Source organism: Variovorax sp. LjRoot175, from assembly GCF_964253805.1.
In the GTDB taxonomy this organism is placed as follows: domain Bacteria; phylum Pseudomonadota; class Gammaproteobacteria; order Burkholderiales; family Burkholderiaceae_C; genus Variovorax.
In genome coordinates this window covers 5786552-5812219 of the sequence record NZ_CAXURY020000001.1, presented here as the reverse complement: position 1 = coordinate 5812219, position 25668 = coordinate 5786552, and the positions used below count along the sequence as shown (strand labels likewise).

At 68.1% G+C, this 25668-nt stretch carries 27 protein-coding genes; 12 read left to right on the top strand and 15 right to left on the bottom strand.

Features of this window, described 5'->3' with window-relative positions:
* The first annotated feature begins 70 nt into the window (after positions 1-70).
* Both ACSQ89_RS28785 and ACSQ89_RS28780 read left to right on the top strand, forming a co-directional pair.
* Positions 71-1270 carry a M20 aminoacylase family protein gene (locus tag ACSQ89_RS28785; RefSeq protein WP_436294253.1) on the top strand — a complete coding sequence of 400 codons (1200 nt, stop codon included), beginning with the start codon at positions 71-73 and terminating at the stop codon, positions 1268-1270.
* Positions 1271-1285: 15 nt separating this feature from the next.
* Entirely contained in the window at positions 1286-2281 is a 996-nt protein-coding gene (locus ACSQ89_RS28780) for a tripartite tricarboxylate transporter substrate-binding protein (protein ID WP_436296596.1), read from the top strand.
* On the opposite strand, the gene ACSQ89_RS28775 is transcribed toward ACSQ89_RS28780, so the two are convergent.
* The 3 genes from ACSQ89_RS28775 to ACSQ89_RS28765 all read right to left on the bottom strand — a co-directional run bounded on the left by ACSQ89_RS28775 (position 2278) and on the right by ACSQ89_RS28765 (position 4661).
* A complete protein-coding gene (locus tag ACSQ89_RS28775) occupies positions 2278-2601 on the bottom strand; it encodes a hypothetical protein (RefSeq protein ID WP_436294255.1) in 324 nt (107 codons plus the stop codon). The two genes, ACSQ89_RS28780 and ACSQ89_RS28775, sit on opposite strands and share 4 nt — an antisense overlap.
* A 198-nt stretch (positions 2602-2799) precedes the next feature.
* Positions 2800-3708 carry a c-type cytochrome gene (locus tag ACSQ89_RS28770; RefSeq protein WP_093108527.1) on the bottom strand — a complete coding sequence of 303 codons (909 nt, stop codon included), beginning with the start codon at positions 3706-3708 and terminating at the stop codon, positions 2800-2802.
* Positions 3705-4661, bottom strand: a complete 957-nt coding sequence (locus ACSQ89_RS28765) for a VOC family protein (protein WP_436291975.1) — start codon at positions 4659-4661, stop codon at positions 3705-3707. Before ACSQ89_RS28765 ends, ACSQ89_RS28770 begins: the two co-directional genes overlap by 4 nt.
* Before the next feature lie 120 nt (positions 4662-4781).
* Here ACSQ89_RS28765 and ACSQ89_RS28760 point away from each other — a divergent pair, with 120 nt between their 5' ends.
* The gene (locus tag ACSQ89_RS28760; protein WP_436291976.1) at positions 4782-5438 is read left to right on the top strand and encodes a TetR/AcrR family transcriptional regulator; all 657 of its coding nucleotides are present in this window, start codon (positions 4782-4784) and stop codon (positions 5436-5438) included.
* A 47-nt stretch (positions 5439-5485) separates the two neighbouring features.
* Here ACSQ89_RS28760 and ACSQ89_RS28755 read toward each other — a convergent pair whose 3' ends face one another.
* From ACSQ89_RS28755 to ACSQ89_RS28735, 5 genes are all read right to left on the bottom strand, one after another.
* On the bottom strand, positions 5486-5815 hold the full coding sequence (locus tag ACSQ89_RS28755; protein WP_436291977.1) for a hypothetical protein: 330 nt from the start codon (positions 5813-5815) through the stop codon (positions 5486-5488).
* Positions 5816-5873: 58 nt separating this feature from the next.
* Positions 5874-6044: a hypothetical protein gene (locus ACSQ89_RS28750; protein WP_170855639.1), complete on the bottom strand. Its 171-nt coding sequence runs from the start codon at positions 6042-6044 to the stop codon at positions 5874-5876.
* Between the two features lie 34 nt (positions 6045-6078).
* Positions 6079-7476 (bottom strand): ATP-dependent RNA helicase DbpA, encoded by a 1398-nt coding sequence (gene dbpA / locus ACSQ89_RS28745; RefSeq protein ID WP_436291978.1) that lies wholly within the window; start codon positions 7474-7476, stop codon positions 6079-6081.
* A 10-nt stretch (positions 7477-7486) separates the two neighbouring features.
* On the bottom strand, positions 7487-7756 hold the full coding sequence (infA, locus tag ACSQ89_RS28740; protein ID WP_028249914.1) for a translation initiation factor IF-1: 270 nt from the start codon (positions 7754-7756) through the stop codon (positions 7487-7489).
* Between the two features lie 400 nt (positions 7757-8156).
* Positions 8157-9383: an MFS transporter gene (locus ACSQ89_RS28735; protein ID WP_436296595.1), complete on the bottom strand. Its 1227-nt coding sequence runs from the start codon at positions 9381-9383 to the stop codon at positions 8157-8159.
* An 82-nt stretch (positions 9384-9465) separates the two neighbouring features.
* On the opposite strand from ACSQ89_RS28735, the gene ACSQ89_RS28730 reads away from it, so the two are divergent.
* Together ACSQ89_RS28730 and ACSQ89_RS28725 are read left to right on the top strand one after the other, a co-directional pair.
* Positions 9466-10917, top strand: coding sequence for a PLP-dependent aminotransferase family protein (locus ACSQ89_RS28730; RefSeq protein WP_436291980.1), 1452 nt, complete (start codon positions 9466-9468; stop codon positions 10915-10917).
* 68 nt (positions 10918-10985) lie between these two features.
* A complete protein-coding gene (locus tag ACSQ89_RS28725) occupies positions 10986-12047 on the top strand; it encodes a S1C family serine protease (protein WP_093108534.1) in 1062 nt (353 codons plus the stop codon).
* A gap of 4 nt (positions 12048-12051) precedes the next feature.
* On the opposite strand, the gene ACSQ89_RS28720 is transcribed toward ACSQ89_RS28725, so the two are convergent.
* Positions 12052-13110: a sugar phosphate isomerase/epimerase family protein gene (locus tag ACSQ89_RS28720; RefSeq protein ID WP_436291981.1), complete on the bottom strand. Its 1059-nt coding sequence runs from the start codon at positions 13108-13110 to the stop codon at positions 12052-12054.
* A 165-nt stretch (positions 13111-13275) separates the two neighbouring features.
* Here ACSQ89_RS28720 and ACSQ89_RS28715 point away from each other — a divergent pair, with 165 nt between their 5' ends.
* Complete coding sequence (locus ACSQ89_RS28715; RefSeq protein ID WP_093108536.1) at positions 13276-14157, top strand: gamma-glutamyl-gamma-aminobutyrate hydrolase family protein; 882 nt, start codon at positions 13276-13278, stop codon at positions 14155-14157.
* A 7-nt stretch (positions 14158-14164) separates the two neighbouring features.
* On the opposite strand, the gene ACSQ89_RS28710 is transcribed toward ACSQ89_RS28715, so the two are convergent.
* Positions 14165-14332 carry a hypothetical protein gene (locus tag ACSQ89_RS28710; protein ID WP_170855640.1) on the bottom strand — a complete coding sequence of 56 codons (168 nt, stop codon included), beginning with the start codon at positions 14330-14332 and terminating at the stop codon, positions 14165-14167.
* A 17-nt stretch (positions 14333-14349) separates the two neighbouring features.
* Positions 14350-17289 (bottom strand): DNA topoisomerase III, encoded by a 2940-nt coding sequence (locus tag ACSQ89_RS28705; RefSeq protein ID WP_093108537.1) that lies wholly within the window; start codon positions 17287-17289, stop codon positions 14350-14352.
* Between the two features lie 203 nt (positions 17290-17492).
* On the opposite strand from ACSQ89_RS28705, the gene ACSQ89_RS28700 reads away from it, so the two are divergent.
* Genes ACSQ89_RS28700 through ACSQ89_RS28690 form a run of 3 tightly spaced genes read left to right on the top strand, consistent with a single transcriptional unit; the run spans position 17493 to position 19029 of the window.
* On the top strand, positions 17493-18038 hold the full coding sequence (locus ACSQ89_RS28700) for an SET domain-containing protein (protein ID WP_436291982.1): 546 nt from the start codon (positions 17493-17495) through the stop codon (positions 18036-18038).
* Positions 18039-18040: 2 nt separating this feature from the next.
* Positions 18041-18829: a biotin--[acetyl-CoA-carboxylase] ligase gene (locus ACSQ89_RS28695; protein WP_436291983.1), complete on the top strand. Its 789-nt coding sequence runs from the start codon at positions 18041-18043 to the stop codon at positions 18827-18829.
* 2 nt (positions 18830-18831) lie between these two features.
* Positions 18832-19029 carry a sporulation protein gene (locus ACSQ89_RS28690; protein ID WP_093108540.1) on the top strand — a complete coding sequence of 66 codons (198 nt, stop codon included), beginning with the start codon at positions 18832-18834 and terminating at the stop codon, positions 19027-19029.
* On the opposite strand, the gene ACSQ89_RS28685 is transcribed toward ACSQ89_RS28690, so the two are convergent.
* From ACSQ89_RS28685 to ACSQ89_RS28675, 3 genes are read right to left on the bottom strand one after another with little or no spacing between them, the layout of a single operon-like run.
* Positions 19026-20474: a sensor histidine kinase N-terminal domain-containing protein gene (locus ACSQ89_RS28685; RefSeq protein ID WP_436291984.1), complete on the bottom strand. Its 1449-nt coding sequence runs from the start codon at positions 20472-20474 to the stop codon at positions 19026-19028. The genes ACSQ89_RS28690 and ACSQ89_RS28685 overlap by 4 nt on opposite strands.
* A gap of 16 nt (positions 20475-20490) precedes the next feature.
* On the bottom strand, positions 20491-21162 hold the full coding sequence (locus ACSQ89_RS28680; protein ID WP_086920396.1) for a response regulator: 672 nt from the start codon (positions 21160-21162) through the stop codon (positions 20491-20493).
* 24 nt (positions 21163-21186) lie between these two features.
* Positions 21187-21672, bottom strand: coding sequence for a MarR family winged helix-turn-helix transcriptional regulator (locus ACSQ89_RS28675; protein ID WP_436291985.1), 486 nt, complete (start codon positions 21670-21672; stop codon positions 21187-21189).
* Positions 21673-21819: 147 nt separating this feature from the next.
* Between ACSQ89_RS28675 and recA the strand changes: the two genes are divergently transcribed.
* Entirely contained in the window at positions 21820-22884 is a 1065-nt protein-coding gene (recA, locus tag ACSQ89_RS28670; protein ID WP_093108542.1) for a recombinase RecA, read from the top strand.
* 9 nt (positions 22885-22893) lie between these two features.
* The gene (gene recX, locus ACSQ89_RS28665) at positions 22894-23343 is read left to right on the top strand and encodes a recombination regulator RecX (RefSeq protein WP_436291986.1); all 450 of its coding nucleotides are present in this window, start codon (positions 22894-22896) and stop codon (positions 23341-23343) included.
* Between the two features lie 30 nt (positions 23344-23373).
* Here recX and argC read toward each other — a convergent pair whose 3' ends face one another.
* The gene (argC, locus tag ACSQ89_RS28660) at positions 23374-24303 is read right to left on the bottom strand and encodes an N-acetyl-gamma-glutamyl-phosphate reductase (RefSeq protein WP_436291987.1); all 930 of its coding nucleotides are present in this window, start codon (positions 24301-24303) and stop codon (positions 23374-23376) included.
* 191 nt (positions 24304-24494) lie between these two features.
* On the opposite strand from argC, the gene sucC reads away from it, so the two are divergent.
* A complete protein-coding gene (gene sucC / locus ACSQ89_RS28655) occupies positions 24495-25661 on the top strand; it encodes an ADP-forming succinate--CoA ligase subunit beta (protein ID WP_436291988.1) in 1167 nt (388 codons plus the stop codon).
* Positions 25662-25668 lie beyond the last annotated feature (7 nt).

Sequence of the window (25668 nt, the reverse complement as noted above, 5' to 3'; positions counted from 1 at the left end):
ATCCTAGGCCGGGACGCGCGCCGGGCCAAGCTGCGTCAGAATCCGTGGCTTCTTCCCCACGACCGCCGCCATGAACCTCGCCGATTCCTTCGCAGACGTCAGCCGCTTCGTCGACATTCGCCGCGACATCCACGCGCATCCCGAACTGGGCTTCGAAGAGCACCGCACTTCTGAAAAAGTCGCGAAGCTGCTCGCCGAATGGGGCATCGAGGTGCACCGCGGCATCGCCGGCACCGGGCTGGTGGGCGTGCTGCGCCAGGGCACAGGCACGCGCAGCATCGGCCTGCGTGCCGACATGGATGCGCTGCCGCTTGCCGAGGCCAACGAGTTCGCCCACAAGTCCACCCACGCGGGCCGCATGCATGCCTGCGGCCACGACGGCCATACGACGATGCTGCTGGCGGCCGCATGGCACCTGGCGCAGAAGGGCAGCCGCTTCGACGGGACGGTGAACTTCATCTTCCAGCCGGCCGAGGAGATGGGCAAGGCGGGCGCCAAGAAGATGATCCAGGATGGGCTCTTCGACCGCTTCCCCTGCGACGCGGTGTTTGCGCTGCACAACTTTCCCGTGGGCGAGGTCGGCCGATTCGCGCTCAACGAAGGCGCGCTCATGGCCTCGAGCAACACCTACAAGATCACGATGCGCGGCCGCGGCACGCATGCCTCGATGCCGCACACGGGCATCGACCCGGTGGGTGCCGTCGTCGCGCTGGCGCAGGCGCTGCAGACCCTGGTGCCGAAGACCATCGCGAGCACCGAGCGCGCGCTGCTCGCGGTCACGCAGCTGCAAGGCTCCGACGCGCCGAACGTGATTCCCGACGTCGCCACGCTGGGCGGCACGGTGCGCACCTTCTCGATTCCCGCGCTGGACCGCATCGAGGAGCGCCTGCGCACGCTGGCCCAGGGCATCGCGCAGGCGCACGAGTGCACGGCCGAGGTGAGCTTCGTGCGCGCCTCGCCGCCGGCGGTCAACCACAAGGCCGAGGCGCAGTTCGCGGCGAGCGTGATGCGCGAGGTGGTGGGCGAGGACATGGTGACCGACGACTTGCCCGCAGTGATGGGCGCCGAGGACTTCGCCCACATGCTGCTCGCGCGGCCGGGCTGCTATGCCTTCCTCGGCAACGGCGACGGCGACCACCGGCTCGAAGGCCACGGGCCCGGTCCTTGCATCATCCACAACACGTCTTTCGACTTCAACGACGAGATCATTCCGATCGGCGCCAGCTACTTCGTGAAGCTGGTGGAGCGCTGGCTTCCGGCCGGCACCTGAACTTCCAGAACAACCATGACGAAAGCGGCCGCTGCGATGTCCCACCTGTTCACCCGACGTTCCCTGGCCGCCTTCGCCGCGGCCGGCCTGCTGGCCCTGGCAGCCGCGGCGCCCGCGCATGCGCAGCGCGTGATCCGCGTCGTGGTGCCCTTCGGCACCGGCGCCGTGCAGGACACGGTGGCGCGCGCCTTCAACAACGAGCTGGGCACGGCGCTCAATGCCAGCGTGATCGTCGAGAACCGCGCGGGCGCGGGCGGTACGGTGGGCGCGGCGATCGTCGCCAAGGCGCCGGCCGACGGCAACACGCTGGTGTTGGCGGCGGCCAGCCACCACATCGCGGGCCATCTCTACAGCAAGCTGCCCTACGACCCGCTCAAGGACTTCGTCGGCGTGGCCAGCATCGGCAATGCCGGCTACGTGGTCGCGGTGTCGAGCGACATGAAGGTGTCGAACACGGCGGAGTTCATTCGCGAGGTGAAGGCGAATCCGGGCAAATACAACTACGCCTCGGCCGGCAACGGCAGCGCCACGCACCTCGCGATGGCCTCCTTCCTCGCCAAGGCCGGTCTGCAGATGACGCACATCCCGATGAAGTCCACCGGCGAGGCGGTGAACGAGGTGCTGGCCGGCCGCGTGCAGGCGGTGACTTCGTCGAGCATCGGCGTGATCGGCCTGCAGGGTGATGCGCGCATCGCGCTCTTGGCCTCCACCGGCAAGGTCCGCAGCCCCTTCCTGCCCAAGCTGCCGACCGCCATGGAGAGCGGCCTGCCGGGCTACGAGTTCGATTCGTGGATCGGCCTGCTCGCACCGGCCGGCACGTCCAGGGCCGAGGTCGACAAGATCAATGCGGCGCTCAACAAGGTGATCGCCGAGCCGGCGATGCAGGAGCGCCTGATGCGCCTCGGCGTCGAGCCGCGCAGTTCCGGCGCCGAGGATTTCCAGAAGCTGCTGCGCGCCGACTGGGACGCGATGGGCGTGGTGGTCAAGGCCTCGGGCGCGAAGATCGATTAGGGCGTGAGCTCGACGTGGTGCGCGCCGTGCGGCACCACGATGCGACCCAGGTGCGTCAGGCCCGGCTTGCCGGCATCGCCCACGCGCCAGACTTCGATGCCGCCGGCGGGCGTGCTGCCGTCCGCGTATTCGAAGACCGTCGCCAGAAAATGCCGGCCGGCGGCATCGAAGCTGCCGCCCTCCGGCAGCATGCCCTCGAAGGGATAGTCGCCCACCTTGGCGAGTGCGCTGCGGCCGGGGTCGAAGCTGAAATAGCTGATCGAAGCCTGCTTGGTGTAGCGCGGCGAATCGGGTGCGAAGGCGGTTTCGCGCATGTTCACCGTCGCGATGTGGCGGCCGTCGCAACTGATCGCGAGGCCCTCGGACGACCGGTCGCGCTGTCCACACTGGCCACGACTTCGTGCCGGGCCGCGGGACCCGTGCGCTCGCGCGGTGCGAGCTTGATCAAGGACAGGCGCGACGGCGTTGCAGGCAAGCGGCCTTCCACGTCCCTGGCTTCGCGAGGCGCTCGCGGGACGCTAACCCTGCGGACTGGGCGGCAGGCTCTTCAGGTACAGGAAGAGCGCGCGCACGTCGGTGTCGTTCATCTGGCCGAGCGATCCGAAGGGCATGACCTTGATCGGCGTGCCGTCGGGCCGGTTGCCGGTCTTGAACATGCGCGCGAAGGCGTCGGCGTCGGCATAGCGCGTCATGGACGTGCCTTCGCCGGGCGTCAGGTTGGCCGCGGCCGGCCAGTCGGGCGGGCCGCCGGGAATCTTGCCGCCGTTGAGCTTGACGCCGTGGCAGCCCAGGCACATGTTGGCCACGTAGGCGCCGTGCGCCACGCTCACGCCGTCGGGCACCGGCTGCGCGGGCGGCAGCGTGTGATCGATCTTCGAGGCGGCGTCGTGCATCAGTCCGAAGCCGTAGAAGGCGCGCACCGGCAGCGGCAGGTCGAGTACCGCCGCACCGCCCGCGGCGGGCTCCATCTTGCGGATGTAGCCGACCAGGGAGGCGAGGTCTTCGTCGGTGAAGCGGTTGTAGTCCTCGCTCGGCATCACCATCAGCACGCGGCCCTTGGGGTCGACGCCGTGGCGGATGGCGCGCACCCAGTCTTCCGGCGCGTAGCCCGCGACCACGCTGCCGGGGCCGGGGCTGATGTTGGGCCCGGCGATGCGCATGCCCTTGCCGTCGTCGAGGAACATCCTGCCGTTGCCCTGGGCGCCGTGGCAGTCGACGCAGCCGCGCGAGGCGTAGAGATAGCGACCGCGTTCGAGCGCGGCCGCGTCTTCGCGGACGGGCACGGCCTTCACCGCGACCTCGAGCTTGCGCTGCATCTTGTGGCGGGCCAGCTGGTCGCCGGCGAACAGGGCGGCGGCGGCGAGGGCGACGAGGATCAGCAGGGCCAGGGCGCCGCGCTTGAGCCAGCGCTTGGTCGTTGTCGTCATGCGAGCTCCTTCGCCTGGCGCGGTGCGCCGGACATCTTTTGCGTGATCAGCCCGGCGGCCATCTTCAATTGCAGGCGCAGCTTCGGCTTGTGGCCCCAGGCGCTGGTGACATCGGTGTGCTGTGTTTCCCAGCCCGTGGGGTCAATGGTCTGCGTGCCGGCGCCGATCTCGAAGTCGAAGCCCGAGGGCGTGGCGCCGTAGAAGGAGAAGGTGCCGTCGGGATCGGGATGCTGGCCGAGTTCCAGCGAGAGCGGCACCTTGTGGCGGCGCGCTCGCTCGAAGGCGATGCCGATGTCGCTGAGCCGCTCGGCCTGCAGCATGAAGTGGTGGATGCGCTTGGACAGCGGCATGTCGAACAGCGCGATCGAGTGATGCCTGCGGTTGCAGTGCAGGAACACGCCGCGGATGTCCATCGGGCCGACACGCGTTGCGAGCCGCTCCGTCACGCCGAAGCCCAGCAGGCCGACGTAGAAGGCCTCCATCGCCGCCAGCTCGTGCGACACCAGCACGGCATGGCCCAGGCCCAGCTCGCCGGTGCGGAAACCTTCGGGAAAGACCGGCGATGCGAAAGGCTGCGCGGCGGCGGCCAGGCCGGTGAACAGCTCGACGCTGTTGCCGCAAGGGTCGGTGCAGCGATGAAGCCGCTGCACGCGGCGCGCACTGCGAAGCGCCGCGTCGGCTGCCGTCACTTCGATGCCGCCCTGGCGAAGGCGCTGCAGCAGGCTGTCCAGCACCTCGTCGTTCGCGCATTCGAGGCCCAGCGCCGCCAGATCGTCGGTCGGGCCTTCCTGAACGATCAGCCGCTGGCAGGCCTCGTCGATCTGCCAGCCGATGCTGCCGTCGATGTAGGCCGCAGGCGCGGCGAGGCCGAGCATGTGTTGGCAGAACGCCTCCCATCGAGGAAGACGGCGCGCTTCGAAGACCAGATAGCCGAGGCGGAGATCGGGAGGCATGGCAAACTCTCTATAAATGAAGGTTGGGGGCAAAAATGATGGATGTGTCTAAAAATGAATGATGTCCTGAATTTAGGCGACCCGTCCATACCACTTTTGCCAGAGGCCCTGGCCGAAAGTGTGTGGCGGCCCCAGCTGGGCCTGGCGAAGCGCGAGCGCACGCGGGTGCAGCTGGTGCAGGCGGCGATCCGGGTCTTCACGGCGCGCGGCTTCGCCGGCGCCACCATGCAGGAACTGGCGGCGGTCGCGGGCATGACGACCGGCACGGTCTACAACCACTTCAAGACCAAGGAGGAAGTTGCGAGCGCCGTCGCGCTGCTGCTGGCCGACACGCTGTGCCGCCGCATCGCCGACAGCCAGCAAGGGATCGCCGAGGGCGCGCAGCGCATGGCGATCGGCAACCAGCGCTACATCTGGCTGGCCGAGCAGAGCCCGCAGTGGGCGCTGATGATGCTGGACGTGGCGGCCGCGGCGCCCGAGCTGCTGCTCGAGATCCGCGACTATGTGCTGGCCGACCTGCGCCTGGGCGTGAAACAGAAGGCTTTTCGCATTCCCAACGAGGCGGCGGCGATGGACCTGATCAACGGCACCGTCGCACAGGCCATGCGCAGCGTGGCGCTGGGGCTGGCGCCGCCGAACCATGGCCGCGAGGTCGCGACCTGCGTGTTGCGCGGACTGGGCATGGAGCACGCCGCGGCCAAGGAAGTGGCGCACCGGCCGCTCCCGCCATTTCCGCCCATGGGCGAGGCGCCGGTTGCGCGCCACCGTTCCCCCTGAGCTTGTCGAAGGGTTCTTCGACAAGCTCAGGACAGGCCTCGACGGGCTCAGCCCGAACGGTGGGTGTGATGGTCGAGCGGCGGACAGTTCCAGCCGAGCAGCTCGGCCAGCCGCTGCACGATCCAGCCAGCCTCTGCCGCGGACACGCCGGCCTCGGGCGAGTTCAGCCCGGCATGGATGCGCAGGAGGATTTCTTCTTCCGACGGCACCTCGACGTGATGCAGCAGCTGCGCGTGCTGCACCAGGTGGTTGGCGAGGTCCTCGCACACCTCGTAGCGCGACCGCACGGTGGCCAGCGGCTCACGCAGGCGCTGCCTCGCGTCGGTGTAGATCGCGAAGAAGGAAGGCGGGATGTGGATCTGGTAGTCGTCGGACATGAAAAACGCGCCCGAGGGCGCGTATTCCGGAGCTTGGACAATGAAGCGCGAGGCGCGTTCAGCCGCCCTTCTTGGCCCGCTTGCCCGGGTTCTTCTTGCTGCGGGTCGCGGTGCCGCGCTCGAGGCTGACCTTCTGGCCGCCACCCATCTTGGGCAGGCTGTAGCCGGGCATCGGAACGGGCTTGGGAGTGGCAATGCGATCTGCCTCGGTGCGGATTTTCTTGGTCATGGAAAGCTCGGATAAAAAAGGTCGAAGGGCGTAATTAAGCCACATCGTCGAGCAACCGTACCTTGACGGTCTTGCCCTTGACGCGGCCGGTGGAAAGCTTGTGCACGGCCTCGCGCGCGATGCGCCGATCGACCGCCACATAGGTGGAAAACTCGTTGACGTTGATCTTGCCGACCTGGTCGCGCGTGAAGCCGGCCTCGCCGGTGAGCGCGCCCAGCACGTCGCCGGCGCGGATCTTCTCCTTGCGGCCGCCGACGATCTGCAGCGTGGCCATGGCCGGCTGCAGGGGTTCGGCCTGGGTGGCGGCGAGTCCGGCCAGAGGGTGCCATTCGGATTCGCGGCTCTGCAACTGCTCGATCTTCCCGACGCTGCCCATCTCGTCCATGCTCGCCAGGCTGAGCGCCAGGCCTTCTGCATCGCCGCGGCCGGTGCGGCCGATGCGGTGGATGTGGATCTCGGGGTCGGGCGTGACGTCGACGTTGATCACGGCTTCGAGCTGCGCGATGTCGAGCCCGCGCGCGGCCACGTCGGTGGCGACCAGCACCGAGCAGCTGCGGTTGGCGAACTGCACCAGCACCTGGTCGCGCTCGCGCTGCTCGAGTTCGCCGAACAGGGCCAGCGCGCTGAAGCCCTGGGCTTGCAGCACCTGTACCAGGTCGCGGCACTGCTGCTTGGTGTTGCAGAAGGCCAGCGTGCTCGGCGGGCGGAAGTGGTTCAGGAGCAGGCTCACGGCGTGCAGCCGTTCGCTGTCCTTCACCTCGTACCAGCGCTGGCGGATCTTGCCTTCCTCGTGCTGCACCTGCACCGTGATCTGCTGCGGGTTCTTCATGAACTGCGCGCTGAGCTGGGCGATGCCTTCGGGGTAGGTGGCGGAGAACAGCAGGGTCTGGCGCTCCTTGGGGCACAGGCGCGCGACCTTGGCGATGTCGTCGAAGAAGCCCATGTCGAGCATGCGGTCGGCCTCGTCGAGCACCAGCGTGTTGAGCGCTTCCAGATCGAGGCTGCCGCGCTCGAGGTGATCCATGATGCGGCCCGGCGTGCCGACCACGATGTGGGCGCCGTGCTCGAGGCTGGCGAGCTGCCCGCGCAATGCGACGCCGCCGCAGAGCGTGACCACCTTGATGTTCTCTTCGGCGCGCGCCAGGCGGCGGATCTCGGTCGTCACCTGGTCGGCCAGCTCGCGCGTCGGGCACAGCACCATGGCCTGCACCGCGAAGCGGCGCGGATTGAGGTTGGCCAGGAGCGCCAGCGCGAAGGCGGCGGTCTTGCCGCTGCCGGTCTTGGCTTGCGCGATCAGGTCACGGCCGAGCAGCGCCGGCGGCAGGCTGGCCGCCTGGATCGGCGTCATCTGCAGATAGCCGAGCTGCTTCAGGTTCGCGAGCGTCTGCGGCGTCAGCGGCAGCGCGGCGAAGTCGGTGGCGGGACCCGTCACGGCAAGAGGATCAGCGGCGCTGCGAGTTGTTGCCGCTGTTGACCGGCGGCGGACCGCGGCGTTCCAGGTGGCGGAAGGTGATGCGGCCCTTGGTCAGGTCGTAGGGCGACAGCTCCAGCGACACCTTGTCGCCGGCCAGGATGCGGATGTGGTGCTTGCGCATCTTGCCGCCGCTGTAGGCGATCAGCTGGTGACCGTTGTCCAGGGTCACGCGGTAGCGGGAATCGGGCAGCACTTCCGTGACTGCGCCGTTCATTTCGATCAGTTCTTCCTTGGGCATGAGGACTCCGAATAGTGTGTGTAGATGGTTCGAATCGGGCGCCTGCGCATTGCGACGCCGCAATGCGCGAACAAACAGTGAAACGGGCGCAGGCCGGGCCGGAAATGGCGCCCACCGGAGCGGACAGCGCGCTGTTCGCTTCAACGGTACGAAGGCAGTGGTGGCAATCATGGGCGCCCGGTCTGGCGCACCAACACACTGTGTGAGCCGGCTTGAGAGTGAAGGCCTGGTATTCCAGGTCAGCCGGCTGAGTGACGAAATACTTCGTCGGGTATCGAAACGAACTCCGCATTCTAACCGAGATGGTATGACTGTTGCTTGGCAATGCACCGTCGGATCGAGGCGAAGGGCGGCAGATGCCGCCCTTCCTGTGTGAAGTGCTATCGAAAATGTAGCGAGCTCAGCGAGCGGAACGCGCTGCGCGCATCAGCAGCATCAGGCCCGCGAACTGGCAAGCCGAGCCGACCCAGCCGAGCGCGCCGACGCCGATCGCATCGATCGCCAACCCGCCGAGCGCGGAGCCCGACGCGATGCCGAGGTAGATCGCCGAGGCATTGAGCGAGAGCGTCATCGGCGCCTGCGCGGGTGCCAGGCGGATCAGCCGCATCGCCTGCGCCGGGCCGAAACCCCAGCCGGCAAAACCCCAGAGCGTCGCGAGCATGACGATCGCCGGCACGGCGGCCGAGCGCGGCAGGGCCTCAGCCGCCAGGGAGAGGCCGCCGAGGATCAGGACCAGCATCAGCGCGAAGGCCCGGGCGACGCGGTCGGCGTCGAAGCGGTCGGTGGCCCAGCCGCCGGCAGCGGTGCCGACGGCCGCGGCCACGCCGATCGCGCAAAGCACCGCGCCCACGCCTTCGGCGCCGAAGCCCAGCGTCTGCGTGAGGAAGACCGAGATGTAGGTGTAGAAGCTGAAGCCGCCGGTGGCCCACAGCACCGTGGTCAGCAGCGCGGGCAGCAGGCCCGGCTGGCGCGCCGCAGCGAGGGCCGGCGAGCGGGCCTCATTGTCTTGGGCTTCGCGCGCCAGTTGCCTCGGCAGGCCGTTGGCGAGGCCCAGTGCGCCGAGTGCCGCGAGGATGGCGACCAGCAGATAGGCCATGCGCCAGCCGCCCCAGCCCGCGATCCAGGCGCCCAGCGGCACGCCGAGCGCGACGGCGACGGTGCCGCCGCCGGTCACCACGGCCAGTGCGCGGCCGCGCAGGCTCGGAGCGGTCAGCGAGGCCGCGACCGCGCTTGCGGTAGGCAGGAACACGCCGGCCGTGAGCCCGAGCGCAACGCGCACCAGCGCCAGCTGCGCGAAGCTCTGCGCCAGCGAGCCCGCGAGCGCGATCGCCGCAAAGGCGGCCAGGCCCGCGATCAGCAGCCGGCGGCGCTCGATGCGCGCGAACAGCGCCGCCATCAGCGGCGAGCCGATCGCATAGCTCAGCGCGAACAGCAGGACCAGCTGGCCGGCGCGGGCCGCGCTCACTTGCAGATCGGCGGCCAGCAACTGCAGCAGGCCCGCGATCATGAAGCTTTCGGTGCCGATCGCGAAGGCGCCGAGCGCGAGCCAGGCGAGGCTCCATGGCAGGCGATGGGCGGGCGTTGTTGCCGGTGCGGCGAGGGGCTGGGTGACGCAGAGTTCGGGCATCTCGTACTCCTGGTGAGGTTCTTGACGGCTTGAGAATAGGATTGAAAGTGGACCAAAAAAAGATCCACAATCGACGAACTTCATGGAGCCAATTTTCGAACTGGCCATCGGCTTGCCGCCCGAGAGATCGCGCGATCTGCTGCGCGCGGTGCACCGGCAGCTGCGCGCCGCCATCCTCGACGGCCGGCTGCAGCCCGGCCTGCGCCTGCCGGCCTCGCGCGCGCTCGCGGCCACGCTCGGCATCTCGCGCAACACCGTGGTCGCGGCCTACGATCTGCTGCTGAGCGAGGGCTATCTGCTGGCGCGGCCGGGCGCCGGCACCTATGTGGCCGACACGCTGCCGCGTCCGCGGCGCGCGCCGGCTGCTGTCGCCGGCCGGCCCGAGCGGCCCGATGCGCGGCTGGTTCCCCTGCGCAGCCCGCGCATGGCGCGCGAGCCCGTGCTGCACACCGCGCCGGCACGCGACGACTTCCGCGTCGGCCTGCCCGAGGCCGGCGCCTTCCCCTTCGACATCTGGCGGCGGCTCTCCGACCGCGCGCTGCGCGCGATCACCCGCGTGCCGGCCGACTACGCCGATCCACAGGGGCAGCCCGCGTTGCGCGAGGCGATCGCGCGGCATGTGTCTTTCACGCGGGCGGTGGCCTGCGCCGCGGCCGACGTGGTCGTCACCGCCGGCGCGCAGCAGGCCTTCAACCTGCTGGCGCGCATCCTGGTTGTGCCGGGCCGCACGGTGGTGGCGGTCGAGCAGCTGTTCTATCCGCCGCTGGGCCAGGCCATGACGGCAGCGGGCGCCAGGCTGGTGGCGGTGCCGCTCGACGGCGAGGGCTTGTGCGTCGATCGGCTGCCGTCGGATGTGCGCGTGATCTGCGTGACGCCTTCGCACCAGTTCCCGCTCGGCACCGTCATGTCGCCGCGCCGCCGCGCCGAGCTGCTCGCCTTCGCGCGCGAGCGTCGCGCGGTGGTGATCGAGGACGACTACGACAGCGAGTTCCGCTTTGCCGGCCGCCCGCTCGACGCGCTGCAGACGCTCGACCGCGCCGGCTCGGTCTTCTACGTCGGCACTTTTTCGAAAAGCCTCTTCCCGGCGCTGCGCCTGGGCTTCGTGGTCGCGCCGCCATGGGCGCGCGCGGCACTGGTGCAGGCGCGCGAACTGGCCGACTGGCACAGCCCGGCGCTGGCCCAGGATGCGTTGGCCGCCTTCATTGCCGAAGGACACCTGGCGCGCCACATCCGCAAGATGCGCCGCGTCTATGGCGAGCGGCGCACCGTCCTGCTGGAGGCGCTTTCCAGGCATGCAGCCGGGCGGCTCGAGCTGATTCCGTCGGAGGCCGGGCTGCATCTGTCGGCCTGGCTGCGCGGGCGCGGCCGTGCCGAGACGGTGGTGGAACGCGCGGCCGGCGCGGGCATCGCGCTGTCTTCGCTTGGGCGCTATGCGCTGGCGGGAACGGGCACGAACGGGCTGGCGTTCGGCTATGGGTTGATCGATGCGCAGCGGATCGAGGAGGCTGTCCAGCGCCTGGTGGGGTTGATGTAGTCGGCCACTTGCGAGCTGGTCGCTTGCGGCGCACCATCACACTCAACTTCGTTCCAAGGAGCGCGGCCATGAAGACTCGAGAATCGCCCCGCCGGTTGTGGGCGTTGGTCGCCTGCGCCCTCTGGTTGTTCGCTCTGTCCGTGCTCTCTGCGGCGCATGCCGCCACCCCCGGCGCGCCGCGCCAGACCGAAGCCGTGTCCCCGCAGGTCCAGGCCCTCCAGCGCGCGGGCGACGCGGTCGTCGCACTGCGCATCACCGCGACCGAGGGCGCCACCTCGGCCGACACCCTCGGGATGCGGCGATCGGGCTCCGGCGTGGTGATCGGGCCCGAAGGCCTGATCCTCACCATCGGCTACCTGCTGCTGGAAGCCGAGACCATCGAAGTCATCACGCAGGACGATCGCACGCTGCCTGCGCGCCAGATCGCCTACGACCTCGCGACCGGCTTCGGCCTGCTGCGCCCGCTGGTGCCGCTGCGCGGCGTCGAGCCGGTGCCGCTGGCAGGCGTCGCCGGCCTGACGCCGGGCGAGCCGCTGCTGGTCGCCACCGGCAGCAGCAGCGGCACCGAAGTGGGCTTTACGCGCCTGATCGCGACGCGGCCTTTCTCGGGCTATTGGGAATACCACATCGAATCGGCGCTCTTCACCAGCCCGCCGGTGGCCAACCACAGCGGCGCACCGCTCTTCAACCGCAACGGCGAGCTGGTCGGCATCGGCAGCCTGTTCGTGCTGGAGGCCGCGGGCGCCGATCGCACGCTGCCGGGCAACATGTTCGTGCCGGTCGAATTGCTGCGCCCGGTGCTGGCGGAGATGCAGTCCACCGGCCGCACGCGGGCGAGCATCCGGCCCTGGCTCGGCCTCTCGTCCTCGGAACGCGACGGGCATGTGCAGATCGTGCGCGTGGACCGGCAGGGGCCCGCGCTGGCGGCGGGGCTTCAGCCCGGCGACGTGGTGCTGGAGGTCGACGGCATCGAGGTCGCCACGCTCGAGGCCTTCTACAAGCAGCTCTGGAAGCGGCCGGCACCCGATGCGGAGGTGGTGCTCACGGTGCAGCAGGGCTCGGAGACGCGCAAGATCCGGATCCAGGCGGTCGACCGCATGCAAACCCTGCGCAAGCCTTCCGGTATCTAGGGATCTAAGGCGCGATCCCCAGCATCCTCTTGTTGGCCACGGTGTCGACGCCGTCGGCCGCGAAGTCGTCGAAGGCCCGGTCGGCCACGCGGATGATGTGGTCGGCGATGAATTTCGCACCCTCGCGGGCGCCGTCCTCTGGGTGCTTGATGCAGCACTCCCATTCGAGCACCGCCCAGCCCGGGAAGTCGTAGGCCGCCATCTTCGAGAAGATCGCCCTGAAGTCGACCTGGCCGTCGCCCAGCGAGCGGAAGCGCCCTGCTCTGTTGATCCATGACTGGAAGCCGCCGTAGACGCCCTGCTTGCCGGTCGGGGTGAACTCCGCATCCTTCACGTGAAAGATCTTGATGCGCTCGTGGTAGTGGTCGATGTAGGCCAGGTAGTCGAGCTGCTGCAGCACGAAGTGGCTCGGGTCGTACAGCAGGCAGGCGCGCGGGTGCTGGCCCACGCGCTCGAGGAACATCTCGTAGCTCACGCCGTCGTGCAGGTCCTCGCCCGGATGGATCTCGTAGCAGACGTCGACGCCGGCATCGTCGAAGGCATTGAGGATCGGCAGCCAGCGCCGCGCGAGTTCGTCGAAGGCCTCTTCGATCAGTCCCGGCGGGCGTGGCGGCCACGAATAAAGATAGGGCCAGGCGAGCGCGCCGGAGAAAGTCGCATGCGCCGTGAGCCCGAGATGGGCCGAGGCGCGGGCCGCCAGGTGCAGTTGCTCCACCGCCCATTGCTGGCGCCGGGCCGGGTTGTTGCGCACCTCGGGTGCGGCGAAGCCGTCGAAGCCGGTGTCGTAAGCTGGATGCACGGCCACCAGCTGGCCCTGCAGATGGGTCGAGAGCTCGGTGATCTCGATACCGTGCCGCTCCAGCATGCCCTTCACTTCGTCGCAATAGGTCTTGCTTTCCGCGGCCGTCTTGAGATCGAAGAGGCGGGCGTCCCAGCTCGGGATCTGTACCCCCTTGTAGCCGAGACTCGCCGCCCAGGCGGCAATGGTGTCGAGCGAATCGAAGGGTGCGCTGTCACCCGCGAACTGGGCCAGGAAGATGGCCGGGCCCTTGATGGTCTTCATGGGTATCTCCTGGGGTCACGAACAGAAAAGAGGCGATCCTATCTCCGCGGCGCTGTCCGACGCAGCTGCGGGTGGCTGTCGTCTGCGCGGGCCTTTCGAACGTTTCACAATACTCTTCTGTTCACCAAGGGCGGCGCGGCCCGCGCGGCGCCAGCCTTGATTGCGATGCCACAAACCGTTTCCGGACGCCTCAAGATCGGCCTGTCTGCCTGCTTCTCCCACGCCGACCCGGAGCGTTCGCTGTTCACCAACAAGACGCTGCAGTATGTCGAGCAGTCCATCGCGCACTGGCTGATGTCGGCCGGCGCGATGGTGGTGATGGTGCCCTGCCCGACCGGCGAAACGGCGCGCGGCGACACCAAGCTCTCGCACTATGCGGAGTGGCTCGACGGCGTGGTGATGCATGGCGGCGCCGATGTCTGGCCCGGCAGCTACGGCGAGGTGCCGCTGAAGGACGCCTGGATCGGCGACCGCGTCCGCGACCTTTATGACCTTGCGCTGGTCGAGGCCTTCGAGGAAGTCGGCAAGCCGATCTTCGGCGTCTGCCGCGGCCTGCAGCTCATCAACGTGGCCTTCGGCGGCACGCTCTACCAGGATATCGAAGCGCAGCATCCCAACGGCATCCGGCATCGCGACCCGGTGGCCTACGACCAGCACTTCCACGACATCCGCATCACGCCGGGCTCGCGCCTGTCCAAGCTCTATCCGGGCATGGAGACGGCGCGCGTCAACAGCATCCATCACCAGGGCGTGAAAGACATCGCGCCCGGCTTCGAGGTCGACGCTTGGAGCATCCCCGACCACGTGCCCGAAGCCATCCGCCGCCGGGTCGACCGCGGCCGCAGCTACATCGCCGCCACCCAGTGGCATCCGGAGTTCCACAAGTACGGCAGCACCGAGACCGTGGACGACACGGCCATCCTGCAGGACTTTCTCTGGGCTTGCGCGACGGCAAAGGTGAGCCCGCGGGGGCCGCTGCGCAGCGCGCCGGGGCGCATCCGCAACCGCGCGGCCCGGCTGCTGCGGCAGGCGCTGCTGATGCGCTAGTTGCTGCTTAGCGGTTGCGGCTTCCGCTGACGGCCGCGTCGATGGTGCCGAACACCGTGATGCCGCTGCCGCCGGTGGTGGCGGAGCGGTCGCCGTCGGCGACGGCGCGTGATGCGCAGCCGGCGACGGTGCCGAGCGCGATCGCGACGAGGAGCATGGAAACGAGCTTCTTCACAGGAATCTCCTTCTTGATCAGCCGAGGTGCTTGCCCACGATACCCGCGAGCTCGAACATCGTCACCTGGTCCTTGCCGAACACCGGCTTGAGCTTGGCGTCGGCGTTGATGGCCCGCTTGTTGGCCGCATCCTGCAGGCCGTTGGCCTTGATGTAGTCCCACAGCTTCTTGATGACTTCGGTGCGCGCCACGGGTTCCGCGCCGATCACCGCGGCCAGGGCCTCGCTGGGCTTGAGTCCGGCGCCCGGCTTGCGTGGCGCCTTGGGCGCGGCGGCCTTCTTCGCGGGCGCGGCCTTCTTGGCTGCAGGCGTCTTCGTCTTCGCGGCAGCCACCTTTTTTGCGGCCGCGGGCGCCGCCCTGGCAAAGGTCTTGCGCGGCGGGAACTTGCTGTCGCGCGGTGCGAACTCGAAAGTCACCTTGCCTTCGTCCTTGTTCCAGGCGAGGAAGGCCTTGAACGGACGGCGCGTGCGCATCGAGACGAACTTGTCGAGCAGGTCGGTCTTGCCGGTGGCGAGCAGCTTCTCGACCTGGGCGCGCTCCACCGGCTGCTGCAGGATGATCTTGCCGGTCTTGAAGTCGCAGCTCGGCGTCGGCTGCTCGGTCGTCGGCACCGACTTCTCGCAGATGTAGTTGCTGCCGTTCTCGAACACGCGCGCGCCGCACTTCGGGCACGGGCCCAGCGACTGCTGGCCGCTGAAGTCGATGATCTCGCCGCTCTCGGCATTCTTGTCGTCGCCGAAGTCGAATTCGAGCTTCCAGTTCTTCGCCTCCTCGTCGTACTTGAGCACGATCTCCGAGACGAAGGGCCAGCCGGCCTTGGAGCGAAAGCCTTCGAGCGGGCCGATGTGCTTGTCGCGCAGCAGCGCCTCGGCCTCGGCCACTTCGAAGGTGCGGCCGGCCGGCGACTTGCCGAAGGAGAAGCCGCAGGGCTCCTGGCCCAATTTGCCGGTGCAGGCATAGCGGCGGTAGTTCTCCTTCACCACGCCGCCGCAGTTGGGGCACGGCGTCGCCAGCGTCGCGTAGTCGCCGGGCACGGTGTCGCGGTCGTACTCCTTGGCCTTCTTGACGATGTGCTCCGTCATCTCGGCGATCTCGCGCATGAAGGCTTCGCGGCTGAGCTTGCCGTGCTCCATCTGCGCGAGCTTGTGTTCCCATTCGCCGGTGAGCTCGGCCTTGGAGAGTTCTTCCACGCCGAGCCCGCGCAACAGCGTCATGAGCTGGAAGGCCTTGGCGGTCGGAATGAGTTCGCGGCCTTCGCGGTGGATGTACTTCTCGGCCAAGAGCCCTTCGATGATCGCGGCGCGCGTGGCCGGCGTGCCCAGGCCTTTTTCCTGCATCGCCTCGCGCAGCTCGTCGTCGTCGATGGTCTTGCCCGCGCCTTCCATGGCGCCGAGCAGCGTGGCTTCGGAATAGCGCGCGGGCGGACGGGTCTTGAGCGCCTTGGTCTCCACCGATTCGGCGCGCACCATCTCGCCGGGCTTGACCGGCACCAGGCGCTTGCCGTCCTTGTCGTCTTCCTTCTCGTCGTCCTGCGCTTCCTTGCCGTAGATCGCGAGCCAGCCCGGCTTGACCAGCACCTTGCCGTCGGTGCGGAACGGGTACTTCCTGCCGCCCTGCTCCACCGTGCTGATGCGCGTGGTCACCTGGTACTCGGCGCTCGGGAAGAAGACCGAGAGGAAGCGCCGCACCACGAAGTCGTAGAGCCGCTGCTCGGCGTCCGACAGGCCGCTGGGCGCCTGCAGCGTCGGGATGATCGCAAAGTGATCGCTGACCTTGGCGTTGTCGAAGACGCGCTTCGAGGGCTTCACGTAGTTGTCGTCGAGCGCCTGCTTCGCAAAGGGCGCGAGATGCTTCATGCCGCTGTTGGCGAGCATGCCCATGGTCTGCCTGACCACCGGCAGGTAGTCCTCGGGCAGCGCGCGCGAGTCGGTCCGCGGATAGGTCAATGCCTTGTGGCGCTCGTAGAGGCTTTGCGCGAGCGCAAGCGTGGTCTTGGCGCTGAAGCCGAAGCGGCTGTTGGCTTCGCGCTGCAGCGAGGTCAGGTCGAACAAGAGCGGCGAGGCCTGCGTGGTGGGCTTGCTTTCCTCGGTGACGCTGGCGGGCTTGCCGCGCGCGGCCTCGGCGATGGCCGTGGCGTCGCGTTCGTTCCATACGCGATCGGCGCGCTGCTCGGGATCGGGCGCGCCGTCGGGGCCGGGCGGCGGCTTCTTCCAGTTCGGATCGAACCACTTGCCGGGGTATTCGCCGGCCTCGGCCAGGAAGCTGCCGTGCACCTCCCAGTAGTCGCGGCTGACGAACTTGCGGATTTTTTCTTCGCGCTCGACCACCACCGACAGCGTCGGCGTCTGCACGCGGCCGACAGTGGTGAGGAAGAAGCCGCCGTCGCGCGAATTGAAGGCGGTCATCGCGCGCGTGCCGTTGATGCCGACCAGCCAGTCGGCCTCGGAGCGCGAACGCGCCGCATCGGCCAGGCCCTGCATCTGCTGCTCGTTGCGCAGCTGCTCGAAGCCGTCGCGAATGGCCTGCGGGGTCATCGACTGCAGCCACAGGCGCTTGACCGGCTTGCCCAGCGGCGCCTTGCCGCCGGCGTACTGCTCGATCAGGCGGAAGATCAACTCGCCCTCGCGGCCCGCGTCGCAGGCGTTGATGAGCTGGGTCACGTCCTTGCGCTTGGCCTGCTTCACCACCGCGTTGAGGCGGGTCTTGGTCTTGTCGACCGGCTTCAGGTCGAAGCGCGGCGGGATCACCGGCAGGTTGGCAAAGCTCCACTTGCCGCGCTTCACGTCGAACTCCTCCGGCGCCTGGATCTCGACCAGGTGGCCCACGGCGCTGGTGACGACGTACTTCTCGTTCTCGAAATGTTCCTCGTGCTTGTCGAACTTGCCGGCCACCGGCGTGAGCGCGCGCACGATGTCCTGGGCCACCGATGGCTTCTCTGCAATTACCAAAGTCTTCATTAACAGTTCCTCGTATTCAGGCCGGCGCCGGGCCGCCAGCGCGGCGAAGTCCGCGCTTCGCACGGACGGGCGGCCTGCCCCCCCTCGGGGGGGCAGCGACGACACGCAGTGCGGGAGCGTGGGGGTCACATCTACAATCTGGCGCTTCTCGCGTGCGTACGCGCACGCGCATGCGTACATATTCAAACTAACAGACTTCGGCGATGCCTTCCAAATCCCCTATTTCCGGCGGCCGCCGCATCCAGACACGGCGCTCCGGCGTTCACGGCAACGGCGTGTTCGCCGTGCAGGACCTCGCGGAGGGCGAGACGCTGATCGAATACAAGGGTGAGCTCATCACCTGGAAGGAGGCCTTGCGCCGCCATCCGCACGACCCGGCGCAGCCGAACCATACCTTCTACTTCCACATCGATGACGGGCGTGTGATCGACGGCGGCGTGAAGGGCAATGCCGCGCGCTGGATCAACCATTCCTGCGAACCCAACTGCGAGGCCGACGAAACCGACGGCCGGGTCTTCATCAAGGCACTGCGCAGCATCGCGGCCGGCGAGGAGCTCAACTACGACTACGGGTTGATCATCGACGAGCCCTACACGAAGAAGCTCAAGGCCGACTTCCCCTGCTGGTGCGGCTCCGAAAGCTGCCGCGGCACCCTGCTGGCGCCCAAGTCCGACGACAACAAAAAAGACAAGAAGAAAAAGAAGGACAAGAAGAAGGCCAAGAAGAACGGCAAGGACGGCAAGCGCTGACCATGGCCACCCCCTGGTTCGAAGACGAGATCGCCGCCGCCCTGGCCCCGCTGCTGCCGGGGCTTTCGGTCGAGGTCGTTGCCGAGATCGATTCGACCAGCAGCGAGCTGATGCGGCGCGCCCGCGACGGCCGCTCGTCGCCGGTGCTGCTGGTGGCCGAGCGGCAGACCGCCGGCCGGGGCCGCATGGGGCGCCTCTGGCAGAGCGCACAGGATCGAGACGAACCTGCCTCGCTGACTTTTTCGCTTGGCCTGCCGCTCTTGCCCAGGGACTGGTCGGGGCTTTCGCTCGCGGTCGGCGTCAGCGTGGCGGAAAGCCTGGACCCGTCGAAGGCAGGGGGCATTGCGCTCAAGTGGCCCAACGACCTGTGGGTCGAGGACCGCAAGCTCGGCGGCATCCTGATCGAAACCGCCCTGCCCCAGAACGGCACGGCCGAGCGCTACCTGGTGATCGGCATCGGCCTCAACATCGGGCCGCGCGAGGCCGCGGGCCTCAGCACCGCGCCGGCATGGATCCGGCAGTGGCGCCCGCGTGCCACCGCGCCCGAGCTGCTGCGCGAGATCGTGGTGCCGCTGGTGGACGACCTGCTGCTGTTCGGCGAGCGCGGCTTCGTGCCCTTTGCCGAGCGCTTCGCGGCGCGCGACATCCTGCGCGGCCGCGAGGTGCAGCTCAGCGACGGCACCGTGGGCCGCTGCGAGGGCGTGGGCTGGGGCGGCGAGCTCCTGGTCCAGACGGCCTCGGGCATGAAGACGATCACCAGCGCCGAAGTCAGCGTGCGGCAGGCGCAGTAGGCATGTTGCTGCGCGCACTGGTTCTTCTGCTGCTGGTGGCCAATGTGGGCTACTTCGCGTGGACCCGCGGCGGTCTCGCCATGTTCGGCACGACACCGGCGCGCTTCAGCGAGACCGAACCGGAGCGGCTGGCGCAACAGCTGCGGCCGCAGCTGCTGCAGATACGCAAGGACGAGGCGCCTGCTGCGCTGAAGCCTTAGGCGTTGTCGCCCCCGTCGGCGTCGAAGCGCAGGCTGAAGCGCGTGCCCGGTGGGCGCTGGCCCGGATGGGCGTCTTCCAGCTGCACCGTCGCATGGTGCTGCCGCGCGATCTCCCGCACGATCGGCAGGCCCAGCCCCGAGCCGTCGGCCTCGTTGCCGAGCACGCGGTAGAAGGGCTCGAACACCAGCTCGCGTTCGTGCTCGGCGATGCCGGGGCCGTTGTCCTCGATCTGCAGCACGATGATGCGGCCGAAGGGATCGCCCAGCACGCGGGCCGTGATCACGCCCGGCCGCTCGGGCACCGAGGGCGTGTAGTTGATGGCGTTGTCGACCAGGTTGCGCACCAGCTCCTTGAGCAGCGTCGGGTTGCCCTCGAGCACGACGCCCGGCGCGCCCGCCTCGGCGCCGTCGTAGCCCAGGTCGATGCGCTTCTCGATCGCACGCGGCACCGCTTCGCGCACCACCTCGATGGCGAGGCGCGCCAGGTCGCAAGGCTGGCGCGCGATGCTGGCGCCGCTGCCCTCCGCGCGCGCCAGCGACAGCAGCTGGTTCACCGTGTGCGTGGCGCGCATGCTCGCGCGGCCGATCTGCTTGAGCGACTGCTTGAGCTCGTTCGCATTGGCGCCCTCGCGCTGCGCCAGGTCGGCCTGCATGCGCAGCCCCGCGAGCGGCGTCTTGAGCTGGTGCGCCGCGTCGGCCAGGAAGCGCTTCTGCGTGCCGATGGAATCGTTGAGCTTGCTCAGCAGGTCGTTGACCGACAGCACCAGCGGCACCACCTCGAGCGGCACCGAGGATTCGTCGAGCGGGCTCAGGTCGCCGGGCCGGCGCTCGCGGATGCGCGCCTCCACCACCGACAGCGGCTTGATGCCGCGCACCAGCGCGAGCCAGATCAGCAGCACCGCGAGCGGCAGGATCGCGAACTGCGGCAGCAGCACGCCGCTGATGATCTCGGCGGCGAGCACCGACTGCTTCTCGCGCGTCTCGGCCATCTGCAGCAGCACCGGGGGTTCGTCGGCCGTGGCGCCCGCCATCCAGAGCGAGGCCACGCGCACCGCCTTGCCGTGCATCTCGCCGTCGCGCAGGTACACGGTGCCCGTCACCGGGGGCTCGTCGGTATGGGGAAAAGGGACGTCGCGCTCGCCGCTCAGCAGCTCGCCATGCCCGTCCAGCACCTGGTAGTACACGCGGTCGGCGTCGTCGCCGCGCAGGATCTCGCGCGCCGCCTGCGGCAGCACGAACTGCGCCGCGTCCTGCTGCAGGTTCACCAGCTTCGCCAGCGTGCGGAGGTTGTGTTGCAGTTCGCGGTCGAAGGGCGCGTTGGCGATGCCCTGCGCGACCAGCCAGGTGACGCCGATGCTGACCGGCACCAGCAGCAGCAGCGGCGTGAGCATCCAATCGAGGATCTCGCCGAAAAGGGAGCGCTGTGCGCGCTGGAAGAGCTTCACCGAAGGCTCAGGGGAATCACGGGATCTTCTCGAGGCAGTAGCCGAGGCCGCGCACGGTGGCGATGTGGATCGGGCCCTTCTCGATCTTCTTGCGCAGCCGATGGATGTAGACCTCGATCGCGTTGAGGCTCACTTCCTCGCCCCACTCGCACAGCCGCTCGACCAGCTGGTCCTTGCTCACCAGCCGGCCGGCGCGCTGCAGCAGCACCTCGAGCAGGCCGAGTTCGCGCGCCGAGAGCTCGATCATCTTGCCGTCGATGGTCGCCACGCGGCCGGCCTGGTCGTAGACCAGCGGGCCGTGCTTGATCGCATTGCTGGTGGCGCCCATGCCGCGCCGCGTGAGCGCGCGCACGCGCGCCTCGAGTTCCTGCAGCGAGAAGGGCTTGGCCATATAGTCGTCGGCGCCGTAGTCCAGGCCCTTGACGCGTTCCTCGACGCTGTCGGCCGCCGTCAGCACCAGCACCGGCAGCTGCGAGCCGCGGGCGCGCAGCCGCTTCAAGATTTCGAGGCCGTGCATGTTGGGCAGGCCGAGGTCGAGGATCAGCAGATCGAATTCGCTGTTGGTCATCAGCGCGGCATCGGCCTGCGAACCGGTCGCCACATGGTCGACGGCCGAACCCGAGGTGCGCAGACTGCGCAGCAAGGCATCCGCCAGCACCTGGTCGTCTTCCGCAATCAGTATTCGCATGGCGTGTCTCCAGACGCTGGGATTCTAGGCCGCGGCATAGGCTTCGAGACCGATGGTTACCACGGTGGCGATCTCGTCGCCGACGCTGGCGCGGAACTCTTTTTCTGCCTGCGCCACGGCATGGCGGAAGGCTTCCAGCCAGGCCAGCCCATCGGCCGTGAACAGCACCCGCCGCGCGCGCGCATCGAGCGGGTCAGGGCCGCGCGTCACCAGGCCCCAGGCCTCGCACTGGTCGACCAGCGTGCCCATGGCCTGCTTGGTCATGCCGGCGCGCTCGGCGAGTTCGGTCAGTCGCGAGCCTTCGCGCGACAGATGGCGCGTGATGTGGATGTGCGCCGCGCTCACCTGCGCGCGCGCCGCAAGGTTCGACAGCGCCAGCGGCACGTCGGCATCGTGCGCCATCAGCGCCAGCACGCGCTCGTCGAAGCGGCGCATGGCATGGCCCAGCAGGCGGCCCAGGTGGGTTTGGCGCCAGGCGTCGGGGTCGATCGGAAATACAGCGTCTATCACGTGCGATCGATAGTAAAGCAAACTGACCAAAAAATGGGTTTACTCGAATCCATCAACCCCTACACTACTGTTCAAGCATCCAGCCTGTGATTAAAAGCAGATTGAATGAACCCAACACAACCCGTTGATATTCAAGGAGATTTCCACATGGACGCACTCGTCAAAGGCACCAGCATCTCGGTCGCAGGCAGCGAAAAGGCCAAGGCCCTGCAGGCCGCGCTGGCCCAGATCGAAAAGCAGTTCGGCAAGGGCACGATCATGCGGCTGGGCGAAGGCGAGGCGCTGGAAGACATCCAGGTGGTCTCCACCGGCTCGCTCGGCCTCGACATCGCGCTCGGCGTCGGCGGCTTGCCGCGCGGCCGCGTGATCGAGATCTACGGTCCGGAATCCTCGGGCAAGACCACGCTCACGCTGCAGGTCATCGCCGAGATGCAGCGCCAGGCCGGCACCTGCGCCTTCGTCGATGCCGAGCACGCGCTCGACGTGCAGTACGCGCAGAAGCTCGGCGTCAACCTGTCGGACCTGCTGATCAGCCAGCCCGACACCGGCGAGCAGGCACTGGAAATCGTCGATTCGCTGGTGCGCTCCGGCGCGGTCGACCTGATCGTGATCGACTCGGTCGCCGCGCTCACGCCCAAGGCCGAAATCGAAGGCGAAATGGGCGACTCGCTGCCCGGCCTGCAGGCCCGCCTGATGAGCCAGGCGCTGCGCAAGCTCACCGCCACCATCAAGAAGACCAACTGCATGGTCATCTTCATCAACCAGATCCGCATGAAGATCGGCGTGATGTTCGGCTCGCCCGAAACCACCACCGGCGGCAATGCGCTGAAGTTCTACGCCTCGGTGCGCCTGGACATCCGCCGCATCGGCACCATCAAAAAGGGCGACGAGGCGATCGGCAACGAGACCAAGGTCAAGGTGGTGAAGAACAAGGTTTCGCCGCCCTTCAAGACGGCCGAGTTCGACATCCTGTTCGGCGAAGGCATCAGCCGCGAGGGCGAGATCATCGACATGGGCGTGAACGCCAAGATCGTCGACAAGTCGGGCGCCTGGTATGCCTACAACGGCGAGAAGATCGGGCAGGGCCGGGACAACGCGCGCGAGTTCCTGCGCGAGAACCCGGCGCTTTCGCGCGAGATCGAGAACAAGGTGCGCGAATCGCTGGGCATTCCGCTTCTGGCCGAAGCGGCAGACGTCACGCCCGAGAAGTAACCGGATGCCATGGCTTTCAGCGCTCCGTCTCTCAAAGGCCGCGCCCTGCGTCTCCTGAGCCAGCGCGAGCATTCGCGCAGCGAGCTCGAACGCAAGCTGGCCAAGTACGAAGAAGAGCCCGGCACGCTGGCGCGCGCGCTCGACGAGCTGGCCGCCAAGGACTTCATCAGCGAGGCGAGGGTGGTGCAGTCGGTGCTGCACCAGCGCGCGGCACGGCACGGCGCCGCGCGCGTGCGCCAGGAGCTGCTGCACAAGGGCGTTGCGCCCGAAGCGGTGGCCGAAGCGCTCGCAAGCCTCTCGGGCAGCGAGTTCGACCGTGCGCTCGAAGTGTGGCGGCAGCGCTTCGGCACGCTGCCGCATGACGCGGCGGAGCGCGCGAAACAGACGCGCTTTCTGCTGGCGCGTGGATTTGCCGGCGCCGTCGTGGCAAAGGTCTTGCGGTACGACCCTAACGAGTGAGGGTCAGCCGCGAAATGCAGCTGCGCGGGCTTACAGCCCCAGCATCAGCTTGAGGTTCTGCACCGCGGCGCCGCTGGCGCCCTTGCCCAGGTTGTCCAGCCGCGCGATGACGACGGCATGGCGGTGGTCCTCGTTCGGGAACACGCGGATCTCGAGCTCGTTGGTGTCGTTGAGCGCGAGGGCGTCGATCTTGCCGTCCTCGGTGGGCGGCAGCACCTTCACGAACTTTTCGGGCGTGTTGCTCTTCGCGTAGTGCGCGGCCAGCGCCTCCTGCAGGTCGCCCGCCTTGGGCCGGCCGGGCAGCTCGTCCAGGTGCAGCGGCAGCTGCACCAGCATGCCTTGCTTGAAGTTGCCGACCGAGGGAATGAACACGGGCCGGCGCGTGAGGCCGGTGTACTTCATGATCTCGGGGATGTGCTTGTGCTTGAGGCCCAGCGCGTAGGTCTCGAACAGCGGTGCCTTTCCGCCCTCATAGGCCTCGATCATGGTGCGGCCGCCGCCCGAGTAGCCGCTGACGGAGGGCAGGGCGATCGCATGGTCGGCCGGCAGCAGGCCGGCATCGACCAGCGGGCGGACGATCGCGATCGCGCCGGTCGCGTAGCAGCCGGGGTTGGCCACGCGCTCGGCCTTGGCCACGGCCTCCGTCTGGCCGGCCACGAGTTCGGGGAAGCCGAACACCCAGCCGGCGGCCGTGCGGTGCGCGGTCGAGGCGTCGATGATCTTGGGGCGGCGTCCCTGGCCTTCGAGCTGGTCGATGAGTGCCACCGACTCGCGCGCGGCATCGTCGTGCAGGCAGAGCACCACCAGGTCGACGCCGGCCATCAGCTCGCGCTTGGCGGCCACGTCCTTTCGCAGCTCGGGCGCGATGCTCACGAGTTCGATCTGCGGCATCTGCTGGAGCCGCTCGCGAATCTGGAGGCCGGTGGTACCGGCTTCGCCGTCGATGAAGACCTTGGGCATGGTGCAAGCCTCGGATTGCCTGGGAAGTCGCGTAAGAAGAAATTACGTATTGGCCGCAGCCACAGCGGGCCGTTGGTGCGGCGCACCATGATACAGTCGCCTGCTGTCCGCCGCCCGATTCCCCAATCGCCGTGGCCCGCGGACAACAGCCAAATTCTCCCGTTCTCAACCTCGTTCCGAGAGACACCCTCATGAAGATTCACGAGTACCAGGGCAAGGAAATTCTTGCCAAGTTCGGCGTGCCTGTGCCGCGAGGCATTCCGGCATACACGGTGCAGGAGGCGGTCGAAGCCGCCCAGAAACTCGGCGGCCCCGTGTGGGTGGTCAAGGCCCAGATCCACGCGGGCGGCCGCGGCAAGGGCGGCGGCGTGAAGGTCGCCAAGAGCATCGACGACGTCAAGAAGCTCGCCGGCGACATCCTCGGCATGCAGCTCAAGACCCACCAGACCGGCCCCGAAGGCCAGAAGGTTCGCCGCCTTTACATCGAGGACGGCGCCGACATCCAGAAGGAATACTACGTCTCGGCCGTCACCGACCGCGCGACGCAGAAGGTGGCCTTCATCGCTTCCAGCGAAGGCGGCATGGACATCGAGGAAGTCGCGCATTCGTCGCCCGAAAAGATCATCACCGTCTTCGCCGACCCCAAGGACGGACTGACCGACGCACAGGCCAAGCAGATCGCCGACGGCATCGGCATCCCGGTCGATTCCACCGCGCAAGCCGTGGACATCTTCAAGAAGCTCTACACCTGCTACATGGAGACGGATGCCTCGCTGGTCGAGATCAACCCGCTCAACCGTGACAGCAAGGGCAACATCATTGCCCTGGACGCCAAGTTCAACTTCGACAGCAACGCGCTGTTCCGCCACCCCGATATCGTGGCCCTGCGCGACCTCGACGAAGAAGACGCGGCCGAAGTCGAAGCCTCGAAGTTCGATCTCGCCTACATCTCGCTGGACGGCAACATCGGCTGCCTGGTGAACGGCGCCGGCCTCGCGATGGCGACCATGGACACCATCAAGCTGTTCGGCGGCGAGCCGGCCAACTTCCTCGACGTGGGCGGCGGCGCCACCCCCGAGAAGGTCACCGAGGCCTTCAAGATCATGCTGAAGAACAAGAACGTCGAGGCCATCCTCGTCAACATCTTCGGCGGCATCATGAAGTGCGACACCATCGCCACCGGCGTGATCGCGGCCTGCAAGGCGGTCAACCTGCAGGTGCCGCTGGTGGTGCGCATGAAGGGCACCAACGAAGTCGAAGGCAAGAAGCTGCTGGCCGATTCGGGCCTGCCCATCATCAGCGCCGACACCATGGCGGACGCGGCCCAGAAGGTCGTGGCAGCAGTCAAGAAAGCCTAAGGAAACG